This window comes from Cellulophaga geojensis KL-A (genome assembly GCF_000568425.1).
GTDB classification, from domain to species: Bacteria; Bacteroidota; Bacteroidia; order Flavobacteriales; family Flavobacteriaceae; genus Cellulophaga; species Cellulophaga lytica.
Genome location: NZ_ARZX01000008.1, coordinates 1 through 19,865, shown reverse-complemented (window position 1 = coordinate 19,865; position 19,865 = coordinate 1). Strand labels below are relative to the sequence as shown.

Here is a 19,865-nt window from a genome sequence, read left to right as displayed (position 1 = left end):
AATGAAACAGAAATTAATTTTATTTACAACCTCTAACATTGGTTTATTAGCAGCCATAAGTTTTGCTATTTTAATTTTAGCAGTTCGCATAAAAATTACAGGATCATTATTTTTTAGTTTTTTAGTGTGGAACTTATTTTTGGCTGGTTTACCCTATTTATTTTCTCAGGTATTAAAGTACCTAAACAATAGTAACTATAGCAAAATAGGACAATTTGTTTTTTTTGGAATGTGGCTACTGTTTTTACCTAATAGCCCGTATATAATTACAGACCTTATACATTTACAAAACGAAAATGCTACTTTAGTTTGGTTAGACTTGTTACTTTTATTTGTATACGCTATTATTGGTTTGCTACTTGGGTTATTCTCTATGATAGACGTTTACCAAGTGCTAAAAAGTAAGTACAATGCTAAAAATGCTCATTTTTTTATGATATACCTTTGTTTACTTTGTGGTTATGGTGTGTACTTAGGTAGGTTTTTACGTTTTAACTCTTGGGATTTATTTACAAAACCACATATACTTGCCTACAATATTGCACACAGTTTAACCAATTACAATGTTTGGTCAATGACGTTTGCTTTTGGTGGTTTGTTATATATTTTATTTTGGACGCTACATAAAAAAATAGTCTTTAAAAAATAAAGTACTATTTACCGTCTACATAGTCTTGTAGATAAGAAAACCTATCGGTTAACTTGCCATCTTTTGTCATTCTAGCACGTTCTAAAACTCCGTCTTTGTCCTCATTAAAAAAGGCGGGGATTACGTGTTTTATAAAAGACTGTCCAAAACCTACGCTTGCATCTCTTGGCAACTCACATGGTAAATTATCTACAGCCATTACTGCTATGGCATTAGGATTTTTATAATCTGTTTCTTCACCTGTTTCTGGATCATAACCATACACAGGATCTGCAATGGTAGATGCTTTAATGGTTGTAGCTACAGGGCCGTTAATGTCGCAACTAATATCTGCTACAACCTTTATTTTAAAATCGGTATGTTTTGCATCCTCTTTTGTAAATAAGTATGGTGCTCCGTCTCCGTAAAAATGCCCTGCTATATATATGTCTGACACTTTTGCAAACCTAAAAAAGTTAGACTTATATTCTGATGGATTGGTAAAAAACTCTTGCTTGTTGCTACGCTCACCATCTTTACGTTTGTTGTAATCTAAAACGTCTATTTGGCAGTAAACGGGAATATTAAAACTTTTATTTAAATAGTCTTTTAAGCCTACTTGCTCTAAGCCCATACCGTCTAACATTTCCTTGGCTCCGTTACCCACACGGCCTTTACCTGTTAGCACAATTTTAATATTTGGTAATTTTATTTTTTTTAATTGGGTTATTAACTCTTGCTGATCTTTTAATGTTTCGGCTTTAGGTAAGTTGTAAGTACCGTATTTTAAACCATAAGCTCTAAAACCATTGTATGCACCAACAATACCCGCGTATTTACCAAAAGCTACTAAGCGTGTGTTTTTTTGACTTACTATAACTTCATGGTCGTAAAACTCTATATTTTTTTCTAATATAGCTTTTAGTAAGTCTCTGTTATAGGGTTGTTTTTTTATGGTATGCGAAAAGAAAAAATACTTTTTATTAGGTATTAATGCGCTTATAGGTACTTCTTTAACACCTACAAGAACATCACAATTTTGCATTTGGTTGGCTACTTTAATATTTTGCTCTGTGTATTCTGAATCATTATAAACCCTAATATCTGACGGTTCTACTATTACTTGAGCTTGTTTATAGTTTTTTATAACCTTTTTGCAAGCTTCTGGAGATAATACCACACGACGGTCTGGCGGGTTTTTACGTTCTTTAATGATTCCGAATTTCATAGAAAATTGTTTTATAACTTAAAATTTAAGTATAGTTGTAAATGTAACATATGACAAGATGACAAACAAAACTTTTTTTGGAATACTTTTTGAATTACCTTTGCCGACCGCGTTAGGGATAGTAGCGACATCTTTTTTAAGTTTTATAGCTATAAAACTTAAAAAAATATAGCGAATAGCCCGTTAAAACGCCATAATAATTACTGTAATATTGGGGCCGACTGGTTTTGACAGCGAGATTAATTGAACAGTAAGCACGTCGTGTAATGGCATTGAAACACGTTAAAGGCTAGACCAACTTTTTAAACGGCGAGAATAACTACGCTTTAGCTGCATAATCTGAATTATAGTAAGATTAGCCTAGGTACACAAGGTGTACAAGCTTTATGTCTCCAGAAAGCCTTGATTGACGGCGTTCTATTTTGAGGCATCGTAAATGTCAATATAGATTAGGCAGTGCTTTGTTGCCTTTTTGAAACTAAAGAAGATAAGTTATAAGTAGGTTGTCTTTAACCAGCTTATAATCGAAAAAACAAGAAAAGACTAAGCGTGTAGAAAGCTCTTTGGTTACTTGTTTGGACGAGGGTTCGAATCCCTCCGGCTCCACAACAACAATTAGGTTGTAACCTAAAAAACCTGCCCATTTATTTGAGCAGGTTTTTTTATGTCTAAAATTAGCTTTATTTAATGTTACTGCTACATATACTTAAATATTTGTTACTTATAAAAAAACCATAAAGTGTTGTTTTACAACACTATAATTTAATTAGGTGAGTCTGTATTTATTACCCCGTTTATACTTTTATATTTTTTGTATGAGACAATTTTTCCGGTATCATAAACATATTCATCATAATAATCTTGTGTAATATGGTACACAAAATAATGTCCTTGGTAGGGTTTATTATTTTTGTATTTACACGTTACAAATTTGCCTGTAAGCGGATTTAAACTCTTATTTAACAGCAGTACATCATTAGCAAACGTATTTTCTACAATTAATTTACCTTCATAAAATATGCTTTGTACCCCGTCTTTTTTTCTGTTATTATAATACGTATGTGTAACTTTTAACCAACTCTTTTTAATATCTAATCCATTTATGGGGTCAATGCCTTTATAAATACCAAATCCTATTTTTTTGCCTTTACTAGTGTACCAATACACACTATCTTTTTCTTTACCATATACTGTAGTTGCCAAAGGGTAATAATCATTTGGAGATAAAAACTCAATTCTTTTAGCAGTTACACCATTTTTATATAAATATTTAACTGTTGCTGCTTTATAAATGCCATTGTATATTTTGCCATTTTTGTATTCAGTTGTATACTCTATTTTACCGTTTTTTAAGTAAACAATACTTGGTCCGTTTAGAACACCATTTACATAATTTGCGCTATTTGTTTTTCTTCCTTTTTCATCATAAAAGGTTACTTTACCTTCTAAAACTTCTTTTTCTAGATTAGAAAAATGACCATTCATTTGTAGCACTCCATTTATATAAAAGTCTTTTATATGAAAAAGAGAATCGTTCTTTTTGGTAACAACTCTGTAAAACTGTGCTTTATCTTTGGTTGTTGTTTTCCAATCTTTATCAAAATAAATTTTTGATTGACTATAGGTATTCTGAAAAAGGAAAAAGCACACCAATACTATTATGGCATTATTTAAACCTCTTTTTTTTATAGTATTCATCGTAATTCTTTTTTAAAATTAAGTTGATAGTCCTTTTAAGTTTACCTCATCTACTAATTTTAGTAGCTTATACTTTTTAAGCAAGCCAATTAAATACTTACCCATTTGTTTAGAAACACTAGTTTTATAGTTGTTTTGATTTTGCACACTCTCTACATCTATATTTCCTGTAATTGAAGAAATATGTACTTTACCTACTATTTTACCATTATGATATATTAGAAATACTAAATTATAATGATGCAACAACGCTCTAGATGAATTGTACGATTCTGGACTTTGCAGTTTTTTTATAAAGGTATGTTGGTCTTTTTTATCTAATACAGTATAACCCAATTCTTTTTTATACTCCTTAACTTTTGTACCTGGGTTTGAAGTTTCTTTAGTCTGTATATGCCAAATTGAAAACTGAATACTATCTACTTTAGTCGGAATTAAATTCTTTTGCAACTTATTTGCTTGAGAAAAACAAAAGGAAGAAATTAATAATAAGCATACAATTAGTACCTGTTTCATATTTTATAAATTGCTTAATAGGATCTATCTCATTAATTTAATGCTAAACTAAATTGTGGTTTAGGCTCTTGGTATGCTTTAGACATTACCATATAATTTACAATGCCTAACTCATTATAAACAAACATAATACTAGTTGATTTAAAAACATACTGTAATACGTAGTTACCCTCACTTACTGGCTTACCAAACTTTTCTTTTATTTCTATTGTGTTAGACTTACCTAGTATAATTCCGTTATAAAACTTTGCTTTTGCTTTATCTAAAGTTATTCTGGTTAATACTTGCTCTTTAGGCTCTGGCATATTTTCTACCCAGCTTTTATTAAAATTTAGTTCTATACCTAGTGTATCATTTTTTAGTCTAATACCGGAATTCCACATTGGACTAGAGTTTCCACAACTTAAACTAGCGTTTTTAGTTTCTGTAAAAGCTACTTTGTTTTGTTTTTTAAAGTTTGAATAGGTTAACGAGTCAATTTTTAAATAAGATATTGTAAAGTCTTTATTAATACGTAAAGTATCAGTCAACTTTACACTAGAATTAGCTTCTAGCTTTTCTAATTCTTTAATTTCCTGTTTTTCTTTACTACCACAAGAAATAAGACTAAAAACCATTATACAGAGCAAGCCAATCTTCATTTATGTATTATTTTAATTAAAACAATAATACATACAGTTGTGTAACTACCAACGTTACAATTAATATTCGTAAGGGTGTGTTGTATATTTAATCTGGTTATTTAAGTCCTTTTGAGTTCTGCTCTTTAACAACTCCGCCTACCAGTATACCAAGCACGCCTATAATTATATAGAATGGTAATCCTAAAAGTAGAAATAAAGGAAAATCCGTCCAACTACTTACAGAGTATATTATTAAAAATAATAGTGTCGAAAAAAAAGGGTAAAAGAAAAGTTTTAGTTTAGATCTGTAAATACCAGTAGTTGCATAATAAACAGGTACTAAACTTATAATTGCAGGTACAACAAAAATGAAAATAAAGTTCTCACTAGAAACATCAAAACACTCCCTTAAAACTCTTAAAAAAACTCCGTAAAGCCCAGTTAATAGTATACCTGAATAACTGTGTATTTGTATTTTTTTTATAAGCATAGTTCTAAAACTAACTACTTACACTGCAAAAAACTTACTCTTAAAACTGACTAAGCTGTTCTTCAAAGTAATTTTTTAACGTATGCAAACGAGAAGTTAAATTAGTATTTACCTCTTCTATATTTGATATATCTGTAATAATATACGAATAAAACTCTAGTTCATTTTCACTTAATTTATCATTAACCTCATCTCCAAAAATTAATTTTTTTAAAGCTGCTGTTTTGTCAGAGGTTGTACTCTCTTTGTTATTTCTTTTTATACGCTCTAAATTTTCAATAAGATTTTCAACCATAAGATCTCCATTTTTAAAATCTTTTATGGCATACGCATTTTTTGCCATAGATGAAATCATAAAACTAATATCTGCGTAAAGGTCTTTTGGATAAAAATTTGTGAACGCATCTAAAACTTCTTTACATTTTTTAATATCTCCTACTTTTTTGTAATGATTAATAAGAGTTTCATAAGAAGATGCATAACTTATTAAAACAGAAAGCTCAGTTTTTGAGCTATTTTTTGTGTTTTTGTGATATTGAAAATTATCTACTAAAACAGCATAGGTTTTATCTGTATCTATACCTGCTACATACTTATCATTTTCTATTTTGTTTTTAGGATTAGCTGTTATTTTATATGCAAAACCAGATTTCTCTAAATAGTTAGATACTACAGGCAACTCATTAAATTTACAGTAAACAGGTCTTGTTTTTATATTTGACGCTATAATATCTAACGCAAGTAATTCTCCCTTTACTATATAATTTGTTTTATATGTAAGTTTTAAGGTGTCTTGGTTAATAGCAATAGCTATTTTATTTGTAGACAATTTAGCATTCTCTTTTGCTGCTTTATAAACAACAGATGAATCTTTTTCATTTATTAATTGTAGTGTGCTTTTTAAGTCTAAATACTTATCATCATTTTTATTGCTACCTAAAACTATATAAGATAAATTTTCTTTTGCATATGCATCTGGTTTTAATGCAAACTTAATTGGTGGTGAGGCTAAAACCATATCATCTCTTAAATGATTTACATAACTGTTTTGGTTTAACAAACTTGTATTTACAATAGCAACATCTTGGCGGTGTTTTAGCTTTGCTTGTGCGTACATAAACGGAAATGTATCATTATCACCTGTGGTAAATAAAATTGCATTAGGTTCTAAGGAGTTTAAATAGTTTTTGGCATAATCCATAACAAAATCTGTATACAAATCCTCTGGTAAAAATGTTAAAGCCTCTGCCTGGTTTTGGTAAATGCTAAGGTTTAAATAAGCAGTAACATACTCGTTATCTAATTTATTACAAATGTTACCTACAACTGTTGGATAATCTGGTTTTTTTTGACAGAGTATAGCAAAACTCTCTATAGATTTCTCTACATAATACATATACTTTTTAAGCTGTTCTTTTGTAAATTGATTTTTACCAGACTCTAAAAAATTAAATTGATTTTTAGGATTTCCAAATTCATAACTATTATTTAATAAATGACTTGCACTGGTACTGTATGCTCTTCCTAAAGCATAGTATTCTAAATCTGTTAAGTCCTTTTTTTGCTCTAAAAAAGCAATAACATCTTTGGTCCAACCTACATAACCATAATAAGGCAACACATTAAATCTTTCTTTATAAAAGTATGTTAAATGATAATTTGCATACTCGGTATTTAACACTTTACCTTTAGGAAAGCTTAAAACTTGGTATTTATTAGTAGGTGCATCCCAAAAAAGTTCTGGTTCTTTATAACCTTCCGTATCATAGTTATATTCTTGTATGTAATAACCTTCCTTTTTTTTAATAAATCTAATATCACTTGCATCTTGCCCGTTAGGCAAATCATAATCTGTAAAAAATGTGTTAACTATGTTTTTATAAGAAGGGAATTTATGTTGTGCACTCTTGCAACTAACACAAAAAATGAAACACAATAAAAGAATGCTTTTTTTAATCATTAGATAAATTCGATTTTTTTTAAATATATTTTTGAAGTATACCAATACTAACAATAGTAAACCAACAAAAAAAACAACAATTAATATTCGTAGGCGTTTATTGTATATTTAAAACAATCTTATTAGTTACTTTTAATAGCTTATTTCCCTTACTTCTAGTTTACCTATATCATTTTTATTAAATGTTAAGTACTTATATGCTACATTAAGTGAAGAATAATATATAATACTTAAAACCATTTATTTCCTGTTAATAAAATAAGAAACTTCTTATAATTATTGTTGTAAAATCTAAATCAGTTTTATAAATTAACATTTTTTATTTTAAATTAAATTAACCGTAAAATTTAGAGGAATAACACAACTAATATTAAAATACAATGATTTGGACTTACAACAAAATAGTTAAGTATAAAAACCATATTAAATTTTCTAAAAAAAACATAGACGTACAGCTTAAAAAAAGGTTTGAAGCATTACCAAATATAGCAGCAACTGTAAAAAAATACTTAAGCCACGAAAATGAGATTCACACACAAATTGCCCAGTTAAGAAGCAACTACACCACTACAAATGGTTCTGAAAAAATAGCAGTAGAAAATGAACTCTCTAAATTACTTGGTAATTTATCAATCAGTTTTGAGAATTATCCTGAACTAAAATCTAACGATTCTGTTACTCACCTACAACGATCTATAAATGAGTTCGCAGAACAAATTTCCGCTTCACAAAGAGCATACAATAGTTCTGTTCTAACCTATAACAATGCTATATCTACTTTTCCAAGTAATATAATTGCTTCAATTTTTGGGTTTAAAGAAGAAATTTATTTAAAAATTATTTCTGATGAGCAAGAAAGAGAAAACCCTAACATAAACAACCTATTGTAATATGAACCAATTTACAGAACACTTTAGCAAGGTTAAAGCAAAAGCTAAATTTGTTAAACCTCCTTCTAACATTTCAATTATTATACCTATAATTTTAATGCTTTCCTCTGTATTTACTTTTTTTATATTTATTATTTCTTTGTTAATATATTTAATTGTTTCTATATTAACATTTGACAATGATTTTATAGGAAGTTTGACTTTTATAACTTTTACCTACTCTATAGTAGCTACAGTTATTGCAATAGTAATTTTTAAGTCTTACACTAAACAAAAACAAAGGTTTAAAAACACTAGTATCTATCGCAAAGAATTTAAAATAAATATTTTACCACAAATAATTGCATCAAAATATAGTAATATAAATTACCAGTTTGATGGAATGATTGATGAAGAAAAAATTATAGAATCTTCATTTTTTTCTCCAAAAGTTTTAGACAGTTTAAAAGAAAGTTGGTTTTTTGGAGATGATTACTTTTCTGGAAAAATTAAAGATGTAGATTTTGAATTTTGTGAGTTATATTACAAATCAGAAGGGATGACTAATTTGGGTTGGGGCATACTTGTTTTAGCTTTAATTTTGCCTGTAGCTCTTTTACCAGAAATTCCGACACCTGTTTTTGATGGACTAGAAAACCTTGCTGAATCTAATGAGCCAGTAAACAACTCTAATAATGCTCCTAAAACAATAGATAAGACTAAAGTAGATGAGAGGGCATTTTTGTATGGTAAACAAACAAATTTTAGAGGCCTTTTTTTATTTGCAGATTTTCATAAAGATTTTGAAGGTACTGTAAACATTAAAACCAGAAAAAAGTTTAGTAAAAAAATGTTTGCTAAAGACCAACTTAAAACTATTAGAGTAGAAAACAGCGTTATTAACAAAAAGTATAAAATTACTACTACAAATGAGCAAATGGCATACTATGTTTTAAGTCCTAAAATTATTGATGCTATAGATAGATTAAACAAGAAATTAGGTGATAAACTATCTATGACCCTAAAGAATGGTAAATTATACTTAATAATGCCTATGAGTAATGATTTATTTGAAAATATAACTATTAAAGAAAAGCACATAAAAGTAAATTCTGTTGAAGAAATACAAAACGAATTAAACATTATTGCCGACTTAATTAATGAACTTGACCTTAATACTAAAATATGGTCTAAGGCATAGTTTAAATTTATACACATTAAAAAAGTTGTTTTGTAAAGGACGTTTTACAAAACAACTTTTTTTATTAAAGCCAATTTCTAGGCTATTTTAACTACTCGGCATTTTTTACACAGAGGATAATCATTAAGTAAAGGTTTAATTAACTCATGCATATTCTCAAAACTTTCGCCATACAAATAAAGAGAAGTTTCTTCACCTTCCCAATAGCTAGCAATATGTCCTGTTTTAAAATCGCCCAATAGACGCTCTATTTCTTCGTATACATAATTTACATCGCAGTTTTGATAAACCTCATCATCCAAATCATTACTATTTAAATACAGTCCTAATCCTTCCTGAGTACCAAAAGGAATACTTACAACATCTTTACTTTCATCTTCTGGATATATAATTAACTTTGACCCAATAGGTGCTAACATAGCCTCTACTGCTTCAATAATTTTATTAATATTCTCTTTAGAACTATCAGAAATACTTAATTCAATATCACAAGATTCTATTTCTCCGTTTAAAGCTTGTGAAGTACCTCCTCCTGTAGTTTCTGCCTTAAAATCTAATGTATCTAGTATTTCTTGCAATGCATCTTCCAAATCATGACGGTGCATTGGTTGTAATTTTGCGTTTAAGTTTAATGTCAAATTTGTCATACTATCTATTATTTATTTAGCCAATACTAACAATAGTAAACCAACAAAAAAAACAACAATTAATATTCGTAGGCGCTTATTGTATATTTAAAAGAGTCCTACTTAGTTACTTTTAATAGCTTATTTCCCTTACTTCTAGTTTACCTATATCATTTTTATTAAAGTAATTTTTAGACAATCTTTTGGTCCAATTTCCATTTTTATCAAACGCTACATACTTGTATTTTATATGAGATATAGTATCCTTATTTTTATTTACGGTTACTATATTATTTATAAATTTATCATCTGTATAATAATAAAAATGTGAATCTATTTTATCCCCGTTTACAAGAGTTACTTTAGAAAATCTATCATTTTGCTTTTCTACTCTAATAGAAAATAATAACTCGCCATTAGGTGCAAAAGATTCCTCTAAAATTAATGAATCAGACACATACTTCATTATGCTTTTGTTGCGTAAAACATTGTCTTTACTGTAATGAAAAGACTCATAATTTTTAGCTTTTGTATACTTAGTTATTGTACTACTAGTTTTGTTATTATCTGGGTTTAAAGTAATGCTTTTAGTATACCTTCCTATACTATCAAAACTAACAATTACGGTGTTTAATATACTAAGCTCATCTTCTTTAATTGATTTACTAGTAAAATTAGCCTTATATGTTTTTTCTTTTAAAGCTTTAACTATACCTGTAAGTTCAAACCTATTCCATTCTCTTATGTCTTCTGCTTTAGTTTGCTGTTTTACAAAAGAAAAACTTAATAGTAGAACTAAAAGTAACGTAATTAAAAACTGTTTCATTATTTGTGTATGTTGTTATTCTACTTCTTTTTAAAATGAATATATTTTTCTCCGCAATCATTTAATTTCACATAATAATTCATTGCATTACCGTAATTCTGAATTGTTAATTCTCCTGGACTATAGTAGCACTCTACACCAAGCTTACGCTTGCCTATTTTTTTTAATTCTGCATATTTTTTTTCGGTTTCAGTATCTTCCTCTGCCAAACTAACATCAAAATAATCTTCAGCATATTCAATCTCTGATAAATTTATATATAAACCATCTTCTCTATAAAAATTAAGTTTGCCTTTTAAGTTTCGTTCTTTAGATTTATAGGTGTAGTAGTACTCCCCTTTAGACTTTGTAAACGTAAGCGTTAGGTTGCACACGTCATTGTAATATTCGCCCAGTATATCTGCTGGCAACGGAGTTACTTTTTTAGCTGCTTTTGTTAAAGCTAAAGGATATTCTTTTTTATTTTCTGCGTTTACCCACGTTCCTTTTATACCAGAATCATTAATTTTTCCTTTTATAATTGCTAGTGTATCATTTTTATAATTTAGCTCGTACCCAAGCAAACTATCTGCTACAACTGTACCAACTACTTTTATATCTACACCTATTTTTTTGTAATAATAAAATCCACTTATGTGTCCTTCATCATTATTTATATGAAATGCAACATCTAAATTGTTGTTTATTTTACCTGTATAGCTTCCTAAATTAATGTCTTTGTTTAATGGTTTAAATGACTCTTCTTTTTTACTAACCTCTTCCGTTTTATTAGAAGTAGCTTCTGTTACTTTAATATCTTCTGTTTTGGTTTTCTTGTCTGCACAAGAAACTAAAACTATTGCAAGTAATACAAGTTGTATTTTTTTCATTTTCATAAAAGATTATTGTTTACTTATAACTCATTTAGCGTTATTCTTGATTTTGTTTTTTGAGCAAACTTGCTTCTCCAATCGTTTATATTAAAATTGTTTCTTTCTTGAAAAGAAGATGTTTCCCAATACATCATTAATGCGTAATTCTGCTCTAGTAACATAGCCTTGTTAGTATCCCCTATTTCATAGAGTTCTGTAAAAATATCTTTAATTACTTCGTAATTTTCATTTTCTTTCTGACCTCCAAAATTAAGATCTAAATTTTTTCTATTTTTAAGTAAAGGATGATTCTCTAGCTCTTTTACTGGCGTACAGTTTTTTAGCAATCTTATCACATTTTGAGAAGGAAACTCTATAGCCCAATTAGAAATTACTGAGTTTATTATGCTTTTCTGAAAATCTAGTTCATTACCAATTCTTTTATATTGTGATGCTAGTTTAAACCAGTTTTCGCTTAGTTCTCCAAAACTTTCTGTACTCATTTTATAAAACTCAATAGCTTTATTTACATTGTTCTGCTTTAGGCATTGGTTTCCTTTTTCTAGATAGTTGTAAACTAACTTTTCATCTTCAATTTCTTCATCACCATAATCAAAATCATTTAATTTATACCATTCTAAAAACTTATCTAACGATGAGAAACTAGGTTTAATAATACCTTCATCATGGATCATTTCGCAAACAATAGGTTCTTTATCCTCTTTACCAAACTCCCAATACAATCCAAAATAATCTCCGTTGCCCAAACTAGCCTCATAAAAATGTAAAAAACCATTTGGAGGGTACACACCTACTTGTACTTCCTTATCTAAAGATATTTCTGCAATATTATTTGGTAGTTTCATATGGCGCTATTCTGCTTTAGTTATATTTTTTTATCATTTTTATTAATTGGTTTTTTTGCTGTAGCCCATTTACGAATTACTTCATTTAAAGCTCCAAACCCTATAAAACCCAAAAACAATCCTATTGGCATACCAATTAAAGTTTTCCAAAATTCTTTAGGGTTCATTTTATAATCTGGTAAGTAAGCCCAATATAAAAATGCAGCAAAAAGGATTCCCAAAATTACTACTATTCCATATTATATTTTTATCATTTTAAAACTCCTCTTACAAATAAAAAAATACCCAAAGCGGTTATACCAAAAGAAATGGTATTCCATCCAGTTTTGGATAGTAGTAAAATACCAATTACTAACAAAACTATACCAACAATTCTGTTGGCTTTAGACTTCTTTTCTGCTTTTTCTACACTCTTTTTTAACTCTGGTGAAATTGTAAACAAATGCTCTGTAAAATTATTCATCATTTGTCCAATATTATCGGCGTTATTTATTACTGTATCTCTAAACTCTTTATCGCTTTTTGCTTTTTCATTTAAAGCAGCTGTTAACTCGTTTTGCAAACCTCTTGCTACTGCTTCGTTCCTAAAAATGGTTAATTGCTCTTCTGTAAACTTATCTATATTAAAAACAATTACATTTAATAACTCTTGTTTTGGTAAATTTTTTACAGAGTCTATAATACTATTTTTTCTAACATTATTAGCTTCTGTAGCTTCTGCCAATTGCGACTCTAGATCTCTTTTGTGTATTTCTTCTGTATAAGCTCTACGCTCATCATTACAAAGGTCTCTATGCAATAAGCTATCAAAAAGCACTTCATTAGAAAATTTTTTAGCACTACTTTTAAAATCATTATAGTTCATAAGTTAGAATTGGTTATTACTACAATCTAAAACTACTTTTTACCATATTTATTTTCTATTAACAGCTGCTTTAGCCCATTCTGCAGGTCTATCTCCAAAGCATTCTAATATAGCATCTACGCCAATAACTGTACCTTTTGCTAACCTACCAAGTAAGGCTAATGGTAATTTGTTTTCTGTGTCTTTTTCTATAAGATACCCATCTTTAGTTGTTTGTACCCCAAGATTATCGCTTACTATTTTTATAGACTCATTATAAAGCAAACTTTTAACTAAGTCAGATTTAACTGCTGTAATATCTGGAGCATCTAAAACTGAATTTATCATTATATTGGCAACTATATTTTTATTTTTGGATTTTATAATCCACCCATTTTCAGACAACTCAATTTCAGGATTATTTACATATTCTAGATTTAGAATTTGCGCATCTACCAAAGCTAACATTTGCTGAATACTTTCTACAGGTGGCCCATAAGAATACCTTTTTATTTGCTCATCCAAAGCAATTATATTAGCAAATACCTCATTACTAAAATTATTATATGAGAGCTGTTTGTAAATTGATGGCTGACAATGTCTCCAAACCTGTCCAACACAAAAGTCTAAACTTATTGCGCTTGTAGCTGTTGCCATATCTACATAACTATTTATCAAGGATACAATTGGTGTTTCTGTAGGCAATATTAGGCTATGCTTGTAATTTTGATTCGTTATCCATTTAAATGCGGCTTCTTCAACCTGTTTAAACGTATAATTTTCATTTCCTAAAGTATGTGGTAATGAGGTATAAATACTTGCAACAATTGGCACTATAGCAGACACCAAAAAGTCTACTCCTTTAGCATTACTTTGAGCTGTTTTATCTCCTATTTCTTTTTCTAAATTACTAAACTGTTCTTTAGATGGTTTGTATAAATCATCTATAACCTTGTTTAAAGGTTTAGGAACCGGTGGTAAGCCATCTAATGAAAAAGGCACTATTACCGTATTTGCATTTTTATTGGCAGTAAACTGACACTTTTGGGTATGTTTATCTGTAATTTTAAAAGTACCTTGTTTAGCTAATACACCACGCATAACATCTAACATTGCTAAACCAAACCCCCTAACACCAATATTTGCTTTACGTTGTGTATTGGCAACATCTATATAATTTTTAACAGGATAAGGGTCTAAAAAAAGATGAACATTAGAGTTATTTTTAAAATAACTGTTCCATTTAATTAGCTGCTCAGATAATTTTGTGGACTGGTGACCAATAGTAAGCAGCACCTCATCCAAGTCTGTAAAATTTTGATTTTCTGTTGTTAACCTAACTTTATTATTAGCTAATACCTCTATACTTTTTACATTCTGATTATATAATGTAGCTGTTTTATTTAGTAAAAGTGGTGTAATTAATGAAGTAAACCGTTCTTTTAAATACGCTCCTATTTTTGCCCTTGGAGGATATATATCTGGTTCTGAGCTCCCTATTTTATCAAAGTTTAAATTGGCCCAGTGGTGATATGAAGAAAAACCTGGAATAATAGTACCATTGTATACTACCTCATCTCTTTTAGGCAATGTAAGTATACGCTCTGTTATATTTATCCAGTTAGATTTTACTTGCGCTGTACTGTATACTTGTCCGTTTCCAAAATCGCCTGTTTCATCAAACAGCAACAGCTCTAACGTAGTTTGGTCTTCTGTTAAACTTAATTGTGTTATAAAATTTTCTGCCGCATAAAGCCCTCTAGGACCTACGCCTACTATTGCCAACTTTTTTTTAACCACCTTTAACTGTTTATTTATAAATTCATTAGTATCTTATTTTCTAAAAATAAAATAAGTTAATTAGTCATTAAAAAATAAAAAATTATAGCAATAGTAACTAAGACTATTAAATAAACCCATTTTTTTGTGTTATCATTAGTTTTTATAATGTGTGAAGCAACTTTTCTTTTTGGCTCATTATCATTTTTATCATCCCTATTTTTAACATTTCCCAAAGAAAACTCTTTATCTATAACCGTTTCTTTAGTTATATCTACTACAAGCCTACCTTCATCATCGATATTCTCTCCCAATTGCTCTGTTATTTTCTTGGCTGTTTTTAAGTCAACATTTAAAGCTTCCCTTATTTGTTCAATAATTTCTAATTTATTTTGGCCAGTAAACTCAATTAGATCTTTATTTAGAATTTGTTTTTCTTCAATTACAATAGTTTCTTCGCTTCGGGAGTCTCTTTCTGCAATATCTAATACTTTATTATCATAATAAGTTGGATTATCTTCTAAGTTTTCAACGATATTATAAGCGTCTTTAAGACCAATGTTTACCTGTTGGACAATGTAGCTAACTGCTTGTAATTTATTTTTAGATATTAACTTAATTAAGTCTTCTTTTTATACTTGCTTATCGTTAATCTTTAAATACATATATTTAATTTAAAGGCAGAATAAATTATTGTATATTAATAACTATTACTTTCCACACCAGCGTTCCATCTTCTTACAAACTCATCAGACCAACTGTCCCAACCAATGGTTGCTAAGGTCCAGATAGTAATACCCAAAATAATTAAATTTAAAACAATACCTATAATAGCAATTACTTTCCCTTTTTTTACACTCTTAATATTATGGTATTCGTCTTGGTTTTCTCTGTAAATACGCTCAGATTTTTTAGCAAGAAAATATGAAATTAAAGCAAATAGGATTGAAAAACCACCAAAACAAAATAGAAAACAACTTAACATTGCTAAAAGATAAATTAATTTACTGTTGGGTAATTTCTTTTTTTCCATAATTAATGCTCTAATTAAATACTTAATTTAAATGGTATAGTACCAAGTTAAAAATACTATTTTTTTTATACATTTTTAATATAGGTTATTTTAAATCTGGCTGAATCCAATCTGCATTACGAACAAATAAAATATATTGCGCATAGTCTGTAGTAGATGTACCATCAATAATATCATAAGCATCCCAAATAGGTATAAGGTTTTTTACTTTAGTACCTCTTGTAGAGTTTAAGTAAGGTGATCCATCTGCATCTAGTTTAAGCAAACTTATTGTATTTGGTACGGTTACTTTTTTATAGTCTGCAATACCTTTTATATACATAAAAAGCCTACTGTCTTGTGAATAATTAAATTTTGTAAACGCTTTGCCTTTGTCTTGCATAAACTTTGGTAACGCTCTGCTATCTACAGTTAATTTAGAGTCTACATACATTGTATTTAGGCTAACCATTTTGTTTGCGTATGGTAATGTAGTGTCTTTCTTAATTCGTCCTGCAAAAGTATAATTATAAGCTTGTAGTGTATGAGAAAAACCAAATCCGGCATAAATATTCTTATTTCCCCATTCATTTTGTGCATATAATCTTTTAAAGTTTTGATACATAAACTTATCCCTGCTTCTTGTTTTACCATAATTAGAAATGTTGTATTCTATATTTTCTAGTAAATTAAATGTGTTTTTATCTAGTTGTGTTTTCTCTTTTTCTAGAATAGCATTGAGCTTATTTTTAGACCAAAAAATTAAAGAATCTTTAGTGTTAGGAATCTCTCTATGATATTTTTTAGGTAGCTTTTCTTTTAATAGTTTTTGAGTTAGTTCAAAGTCCACAATTCTATCAATTCCTACTAGTTTAAATTTAGAGGTCTCTGGGAGTTGAGCATAATATGTTCTCATATTTTTCCATTTATTTCTGTATTGCTTAGAAATGCTTCCTATGTAAACTGGCCATTTTTTAAGTATGTTTTTAAGCTCTAATTCATTAGAACCTTTTATATATTCTTGTAAATAATATCCTTGGGCAATGTCCATTTCCGCCAAGTAAACATCAATTTTTATTTTTTCATTAAGTTGATTAAATAATGCAAAATCAATTCTTGGAGATGTTTCAACCTCGTGTACTTCACCAACTAAAAAGAGTTTGTTTTTGTAAAAATCTTCATCTAGTGAATTAAACTGAAGTGAATCTTTCATTTTAACTACCTCTGTATTATTTTTTAAATAGTTTACATATTTACCAGAAGAGCAACTTGTTAAAGATAGTATTGAAATGGCTAGGACAAAAAGTATACGAGTTTTCATTTGTTTGTTTTTTAAGTTCTCAACAAAGAGAAAACATAAAAACAATAGAAAAAAAAGAGTGTGATTAACTTGAAGTTTTTGGGTTAAATTTGAATGGCCTGGGCTAATTTTGAAGCTGTTGGGACGAATTTGAAAGCCTTTTTTTTAAGGCTTCATAGTAAATTTGAGAAATTGGTATTGTTTCCTCGGTTGCAGATATTCTTATAAAACGCTTTCTAGCATTGCCTTCTACAGTTTTTAGATAATCTAAATTAACCAAGTAAGAACGGTGCACTTGCCAGGCTTTAGGAAGCTGTTTCATTATATTAGAGAGTGTGTTCCTAAAAGTTTTTTGCTCCATTCCGTTTTCTGTGTTGTAGTATACATCTACATAATTTTGTTGCGCTTTTGCAAAAATAAAATCCGATTCAAAAATGGTTAAGGTTTCAGACTTATTATTGCCAACAATAGTTATGGTTTTATTTCTTTTAGTATTTTCTTTATTATACAAAGGAACCTCTATAGAGCCAAATTTAGAGCGCAAATAAAGCCAAAAAGGAACCACAATAGGTGTAAATGGTATTCCAAACGATTTTATAAAACCCCATATTAATTTAGACGTAAATGAAGATAAACCACTAACTACATAAAAGTGATAAAAAAAAGCGAAAAGAAATACAATAAAGGCAGTTGCAATAATATACAAACACTCATTTAATACAAACCATCGTTTTGTTTGAATTTTATAAAAGTAATTTTCAATAGGATGAACAAGCAGTATAGGTATTATTAGGCAAAATGCATAACCAGAAAGAATTAAATATTTGTATGAAAACTCGTTATTACTATCAAAGGGTTCTAAGGCTATCAATAAAATTGAAACAAATGTTCCTAGCAATAACGCAATCATAAAAGTATGTTTCCAATTTTTAGAATATGCTATTGTTTTATTTAGTGTAATCATTGCTTTTATATCATTGTTTTTTTGTGCCAAATACTACAATTTAAGTATGTTTTACGTTTATAGTAGTAATAATTATTCTAGTTTTTTATTTGAAAGGTCAAAATTGTAGATGTCATTTTTTTATTTTTTTAAAGCACCAATATTACTTCTTCACTTAATTTAAAGTCTTTCACTTTAGCTATTTAGGTTTTGCTTTTAAAAATTGATTTAATTCAAGCGTTAAGTTCTTTTTTGCTTGTTTTTCATAAAGTTGTTTGAAATAATCTGTTTTATAAATAAAATCCAATTCCAAAATGCTTTTAAGTACTTTTTTTCTTCCTTTCTTATACATAAAATCTGGGTAGATTCTATATTCTTTTCTGATGTTCTCACTATATTTTTTATACTCTTCAGTACTTTTACCTAATACTGAAAGATCTAAATCTAAAAGTATGTTTGTATCATTGTCATCTGATAATTTATGTTCTTTTGTTGCCTCAATTTGCGCTATACATTTACTCAATTTGTTAAATGAAGTTTTAGCAATTCTATTTTCAAACCTTAAAGCACTTTGATGTTCATTATCGCTTTTAGTTGGTTTGTAAATAATGTCATGATAGTAGATGGCAAATAATAAGCAGTCTAAATCGTTAACTTCTGATTGAATTTTACTTAATTCCGAAATCATATTATCTAAATGCTCAAGATTATGATAATGACGAGATTTAGACAAATAATTGTCCTCAATTTCAATCCAACATTCCAAATTATAATCTTCATTAGAAGAATATTTTCTAATTAAATTTAGGAATTTTTGTTTTATCATCTCGGTTTTTAAGGTTTTGTTTATATCGGTCTCGTATAACCGTCAGTTACGGGATTAAAGTTAATGTTTTCGGCTTATCACAGACTTTAGCAATTCCGAGTAGATTAGGACCTAGCCTCCCGAACTTTAGGGACGACGTAATTGCGGTTATACATTATGTGCATAGTTTTATACATATTCAAACCAAATTGTTTCTGAATTTCGGTCAATCGCATAGTCAATAAATCTTTTGAAATTTCGCAAGTCTTGTCCAAAATTATTTCCAACATAACCTTCTCCTTTGTCTTTATTGAAGTCCGAAAAATAGTATTCAGAGTTCATTGAGTCAAAATCCGTTTTTATTAATTTTTCGTACAGATTATCAATATTTTCCAGTTTATTGATTAAGTTTTCTACAAGAACTTTTACTTGGTTTATATTTCCATTTAAATCTTCTTTTCTCTTTTCGAAATCAGACTTTAAACATTCCTTTTCTTCTTCATTTTCCGCAAACTCAATCATATTGACTTCTTCCTCTTCGCTTGGGTATTCGGTCATTTTGTACAAATGAGATATATTGATATTCGTTATTTCTCCAATTTGGTCAAATTCAGATGTGTGTTCAACTACTCCTGGTCTGCACATTAGATTACAAAATTCTCTACTCAGAGAATAGAGATTGCTATTTTCAAAGTATTCTGACGTGATTACTTCACTATCATTATTTACCATTAAATTAATGTCTAATCCCATTTTCTCAAATTATGCACAACGGTCTTCTTTATTTTGATTTATTAATT

Annotated in this window: 22 protein-coding genes and 1 other RNA gene; 4 read left to right on the top strand and 19 right to left on the bottom strand. The window is 28.7% G+C overall.

What is annotated here, in order from left to right; all coding sequences use genetic code 11:
- Nucleotide 1 precedes the first annotated feature (1 nt).
- Nucleotides 2–649, top strand: coding sequence for a DUF1361 domain-containing protein (locus KLA_RS07815; RefSeq protein WP_051456064.1), 648 nt, complete (start codon nucleotides 2–4; stop codon nucleotides 647–649).
- Nucleotides 650–653: 4 nt separating this feature from the next.
- On the opposite strand, the gene KLA_RS07810 is transcribed toward KLA_RS07815, so the two are convergent.
- A complete protein-coding gene (locus KLA_RS07810; protein WP_034644904.1) occupies nucleotides 654–1,856 on the bottom strand; it encodes an NAD(P)-dependent oxidoreductase in 1,203 nt (400 codons plus the stop codon).
- Nucleotides 1,857–2,069: 213 nt separating this feature from the next.
- On the opposite strand from KLA_RS07810, the gene ssrA reads away from it, so the two are divergent.
- Nucleotides 2,070–2,465: a transfer-messenger RNA gene (gene ssrA, locus KLA_RS17815) on the top strand.
- 153 nt (nucleotides 2,466–2,618) lie between these two features.
- On the opposite strand, the gene KLA_RS07805 is transcribed toward ssrA, so the two are convergent.
- The 5 genes from KLA_RS07805 to KLA_RS07785 all read right to left on the bottom strand — a co-directional run bounded on the left by KLA_RS07805 (nucleotide 2,619) and on the right by KLA_RS07785 (nucleotide 7,143).
- The gene (locus KLA_RS07805; protein WP_034644903.1) at nucleotides 2,619–3,554 is read right to left on the bottom strand and encodes a hypothetical protein; all 936 of its coding nucleotides are present in this window, start codon (nucleotides 3,552–3,554) and stop codon (nucleotides 2,619–2,621) included.
- A gap of 18 nt (nucleotides 3,555–3,572) precedes the next feature.
- A complete protein-coding gene (locus KLA_RS07800) occupies nucleotides 3,573–4,070 on the bottom strand; it encodes a hypothetical protein (protein ID WP_034644902.1) in 498 nt (165 codons plus the stop codon).
- A 32-nt stretch (nucleotides 4,071–4,102) separates the two neighbouring features.
- Complete coding sequence (locus KLA_RS07795) at nucleotides 4,103–4,711, bottom strand: hypothetical protein (RefSeq protein WP_013621821.1); 609 nt, start codon at nucleotides 4,709–4,711, stop codon at nucleotides 4,103–4,105.
- Nucleotides 4,712–4,808: 97 nt separating this feature from the next.
- Nucleotides 4,809–5,183, bottom strand: coding sequence for a hypothetical protein (locus tag KLA_RS07790; protein ID WP_034644900.1), 375 nt, complete (start codon nucleotides 5,181–5,183; stop codon nucleotides 4,809–4,811).
- Between the two features lie 40 nt (nucleotides 5,184–5,223).
- Nucleotides 5,224–7,143, bottom strand: coding sequence for a hypothetical protein (locus tag KLA_RS07785; RefSeq protein ID WP_034644899.1), 1,920 nt, complete (start codon nucleotides 7,141–7,143; stop codon nucleotides 5,224–5,226).
- Nucleotides 7,144–7,523: 380 nt separating this feature from the next.
- On the opposite strand from KLA_RS07785, the gene KLA_RS07780 reads away from it, so the two are divergent.
- Nucleotides 7,524–8,033, top strand: a complete 510-nt coding sequence (locus tag KLA_RS07780) for a LemA family protein (protein ID WP_034644898.1) — start codon at nucleotides 7,524–7,526, stop codon at nucleotides 8,031–8,033.
- Between the two features lies 1 nt (nucleotide 8,034).
- The gene (locus KLA_RS07775) at nucleotides 8,035–9,213 is read left to right on the top strand and encodes a DUF3137 domain-containing protein (RefSeq protein ID WP_034644897.1); all 1,179 of its coding nucleotides are present in this window, start codon (nucleotides 8,035–8,037) and stop codon (nucleotides 9,211–9,213) included.
- Nucleotides 9,214–9,290: 77 nt separating this feature from the next.
- Here KLA_RS07775 and KLA_RS07770 read toward each other — a convergent pair whose 3' ends face one another.
- From KLA_RS07770 to KLA_RS07710, 13 genes are all read right to left on the bottom strand, one after another.
- Nucleotides 9,291–9,860, bottom strand: coding sequence for a hypothetical protein (locus KLA_RS07770; protein ID WP_051456063.1), 570 nt, complete (start codon nucleotides 9,858–9,860; stop codon nucleotides 9,291–9,293).
- A gap of 112 nt (nucleotides 9,861–9,972) precedes the next feature.
- The gene (locus KLA_RS07765) at nucleotides 9,973–10,665 is read right to left on the bottom strand and encodes a hypothetical protein (RefSeq protein WP_034644895.1); all 693 of its coding nucleotides are present in this window, start codon (nucleotides 10,663–10,665) and stop codon (nucleotides 9,973–9,975) included.
- 20 nt (nucleotides 10,666–10,685) lie between these two features.
- A complete protein-coding gene (locus KLA_RS17545) occupies nucleotides 10,686–11,540 on the bottom strand; it encodes a hypothetical protein (protein WP_051456062.1) in 855 nt (284 codons plus the stop codon).
- Between the two features lie 17 nt (nucleotides 11,541–11,557).
- Nucleotides 11,558–12,382: a hypothetical protein gene (locus tag KLA_RS17540; protein ID WP_051456061.1), complete on the bottom strand. Its 825-nt coding sequence runs from the start codon at nucleotides 12,380–12,382 to the stop codon at nucleotides 11,558–11,560.
- 20 nt (nucleotides 12,383–12,402) lie between these two features.
- Nucleotides 12,403–12,603 (bottom strand): hypothetical protein, encoded by a 201-nt coding sequence (locus tag KLA_RS07750; RefSeq protein ID WP_034644894.1) that lies wholly within the window; start codon nucleotides 12,601–12,603, stop codon nucleotides 12,403–12,405.
- A 29-nt stretch (nucleotides 12,604–12,632) separates the two neighbouring features.
- Entirely contained in the window at nucleotides 12,633–13,247 is a 615-nt protein-coding gene (locus tag KLA_RS07745) for a hypothetical protein (RefSeq protein ID WP_034644893.1), read from the bottom strand.
- A 48-nt stretch (nucleotides 13,248–13,295) separates the two neighbouring features.
- Complete coding sequence (locus KLA_RS07740) at nucleotides 13,296–15,026, bottom strand: FAD/NAD(P)-binding protein (RefSeq protein ID WP_034644892.1); 1,731 nt, start codon at nucleotides 15,024–15,026, stop codon at nucleotides 13,296–13,298.
- A 56-nt stretch (nucleotides 15,027–15,082) separates the two neighbouring features.
- Complete coding sequence (locus KLA_RS07735; RefSeq protein WP_034644891.1) at nucleotides 15,083–15,319, bottom strand: hypothetical protein; 237 nt, start codon at nucleotides 15,317–15,319, stop codon at nucleotides 15,083–15,085.
- A 386-nt stretch (nucleotides 15,320–15,705) separates the two neighbouring features.
- Nucleotides 15,706–16,038: a CCC motif membrane protein gene (locus tag KLA_RS07730; protein ID WP_013621811.1), complete on the bottom strand. Its 333-nt coding sequence runs from the start codon at nucleotides 16,036–16,038 to the stop codon at nucleotides 15,706–15,708.
- 85 nt (nucleotides 16,039–16,123) lie between these two features.
- On the bottom strand, nucleotides 16,124–17,338 hold the full coding sequence (locus KLA_RS07725) for a hypothetical protein (RefSeq protein ID WP_034644890.1): 1,215 nt from the start codon (nucleotides 17,336–17,338) through the stop codon (nucleotides 16,124–16,126).
- A gap of 103 nt (nucleotides 17,339–17,441) precedes the next feature.
- The gene (locus KLA_RS07720; protein WP_034644889.1) at nucleotides 17,442–18,311 is read right to left on the bottom strand and encodes a LytTR family DNA-binding domain-containing protein; all 870 of its coding nucleotides are present in this window, start codon (nucleotides 18,309–18,311) and stop codon (nucleotides 17,442–17,444) included.
- Between the two features lie 148 nt (nucleotides 18,312–18,459).
- On the bottom strand, nucleotides 18,460–19,086 hold the full coding sequence (locus tag KLA_RS07715; RefSeq protein ID WP_034644888.1) for a hypothetical protein: 627 nt from the start codon (nucleotides 19,084–19,086) through the stop codon (nucleotides 18,460–18,462).
- Nucleotides 19,087–19,254: 168 nt separating this feature from the next.
- Nucleotides 19,255–19,818, bottom strand: a complete 564-nt coding sequence (locus KLA_RS07710) for a hypothetical protein (protein ID WP_013621807.1) — start codon at nucleotides 19,816–19,818, stop codon at nucleotides 19,255–19,257.
- Nucleotides 19,819–19,865 lie beyond the last annotated feature (47 nt).

What these genes read in the sequence shown, in the direction of transcription:
- KLA_RS07815 (WP_051456064.1), top strand. Translation starts at nt 2, where the DNA reads ATGAAACAGAAATTAATTTTATTTACAACCTCTAACATTGGTTTATTA.
- KLA_RS07810 (WP_034644904.1), bottom strand. Translation starts at nt 1,856, where the DNA reads ATGAAATTCGGAATCATTAAAGAACGTAAAAACCCGCCAGACCGTCGT.
- KLA_RS07805 (WP_034644903.1), bottom strand. Translation starts at nt 3,554, where the DNA reads ATGAATACTATAAAAAAAAGAGGTTTAAATAATGCCATAATAGTATTG.
- KLA_RS07800 (WP_034644902.1), bottom strand. Translation starts at nt 4,070, where the DNA reads ATGAAACAGGTACTAATTGTATGCTTATTATTAATTTCTTCCTTTTGT.
- KLA_RS07795 (WP_013621821.1), bottom strand. Translation starts at nt 4,711, where the DNA reads ATGAAGATTGGCTTGCTCTGTATAATGGTTTTTAGTCTTATTTCTTGT.
- KLA_RS07790 (WP_034644900.1), bottom strand. Translation starts at nt 5,183, where the DNA reads ATGCTTATAAAAAAAATACAAATACACAGTTATTCAGGTATACTATTA.
- KLA_RS07785 (WP_034644899.1), bottom strand. Translation starts at nt 7,143, where the DNA reads ATGATTAAAAAAAGCATTCTTTTATTGTGTTTCATTTTTTGTGTTAGT.
- KLA_RS07780 (WP_034644898.1), top strand. Translation starts at nt 7,524, where the DNA reads ATGATTTGGACTTACAACAAAATAGTTAAGTATAAAAACCATATTAAA.
- KLA_RS07775 (WP_034644897.1), top strand. Translation starts at nt 8,035, where the DNA reads ATGAACCAATTTACAGAACACTTTAGCAAGGTTAAAGCAAAAGCTAAA.
- KLA_RS07770 (WP_051456063.1), bottom strand. Translation starts at nt 9,860, where the DNA reads ATGACAAATTTGACATTAAACTTAAACGCAAAATTACAACCAATGCAC.
- KLA_RS07765 (WP_034644895.1), bottom strand. Translation starts at nt 10,665, where the DNA reads ATGAAACAGTTTTTAATTACGTTACTTTTAGTTCTACTATTAAGTTTT.
- KLA_RS17545 (WP_051456062.1), bottom strand. Translation starts at nt 11,540, where the DNA reads ATGAAAATGAAAAAAATACAACTTGTATTACTTGCAATAGTTTTAGTT.
- KLA_RS17540 (WP_051456061.1), bottom strand. Translation starts at nt 12,382, where the DNA reads ATGAAACTACCAAATAATATTGCAGAAATATCTTTAGATAAGGAAGTA.
- KLA_RS07745 (WP_034644893.1), bottom strand. Translation starts at nt 13,247, where the DNA reads ATGAACTATAATGATTTTAAAAGTAGTGCTAAAAAATTTTCTAATGAA.
- KLA_RS07730 (WP_013621811.1), bottom strand. Translation starts at nt 16,038, where the DNA reads ATGGAAAAAAAGAAATTACCCAACAGTAAATTAATTTATCTTTTAGCA.
- KLA_RS07725 (WP_034644890.1), bottom strand. Translation starts at nt 17,338, where the DNA reads ATGAAAACTCGTATACTTTTTGTCCTAGCCATTTCAATACTATCTTTA.
- KLA_RS07715 (WP_034644888.1), bottom strand. Translation starts at nt 19,086, where the DNA reads ATGATAAAACAAAAATTCCTAAATTTAATTAGAAAATATTCTTCTAAT.
- KLA_RS07710 (WP_013621807.1), bottom strand. Translation starts at nt 19,818, where the DNA reads ATGGGATTAGACATTAATTTAATGGTAAATAATGATAGTGAAGTAATC.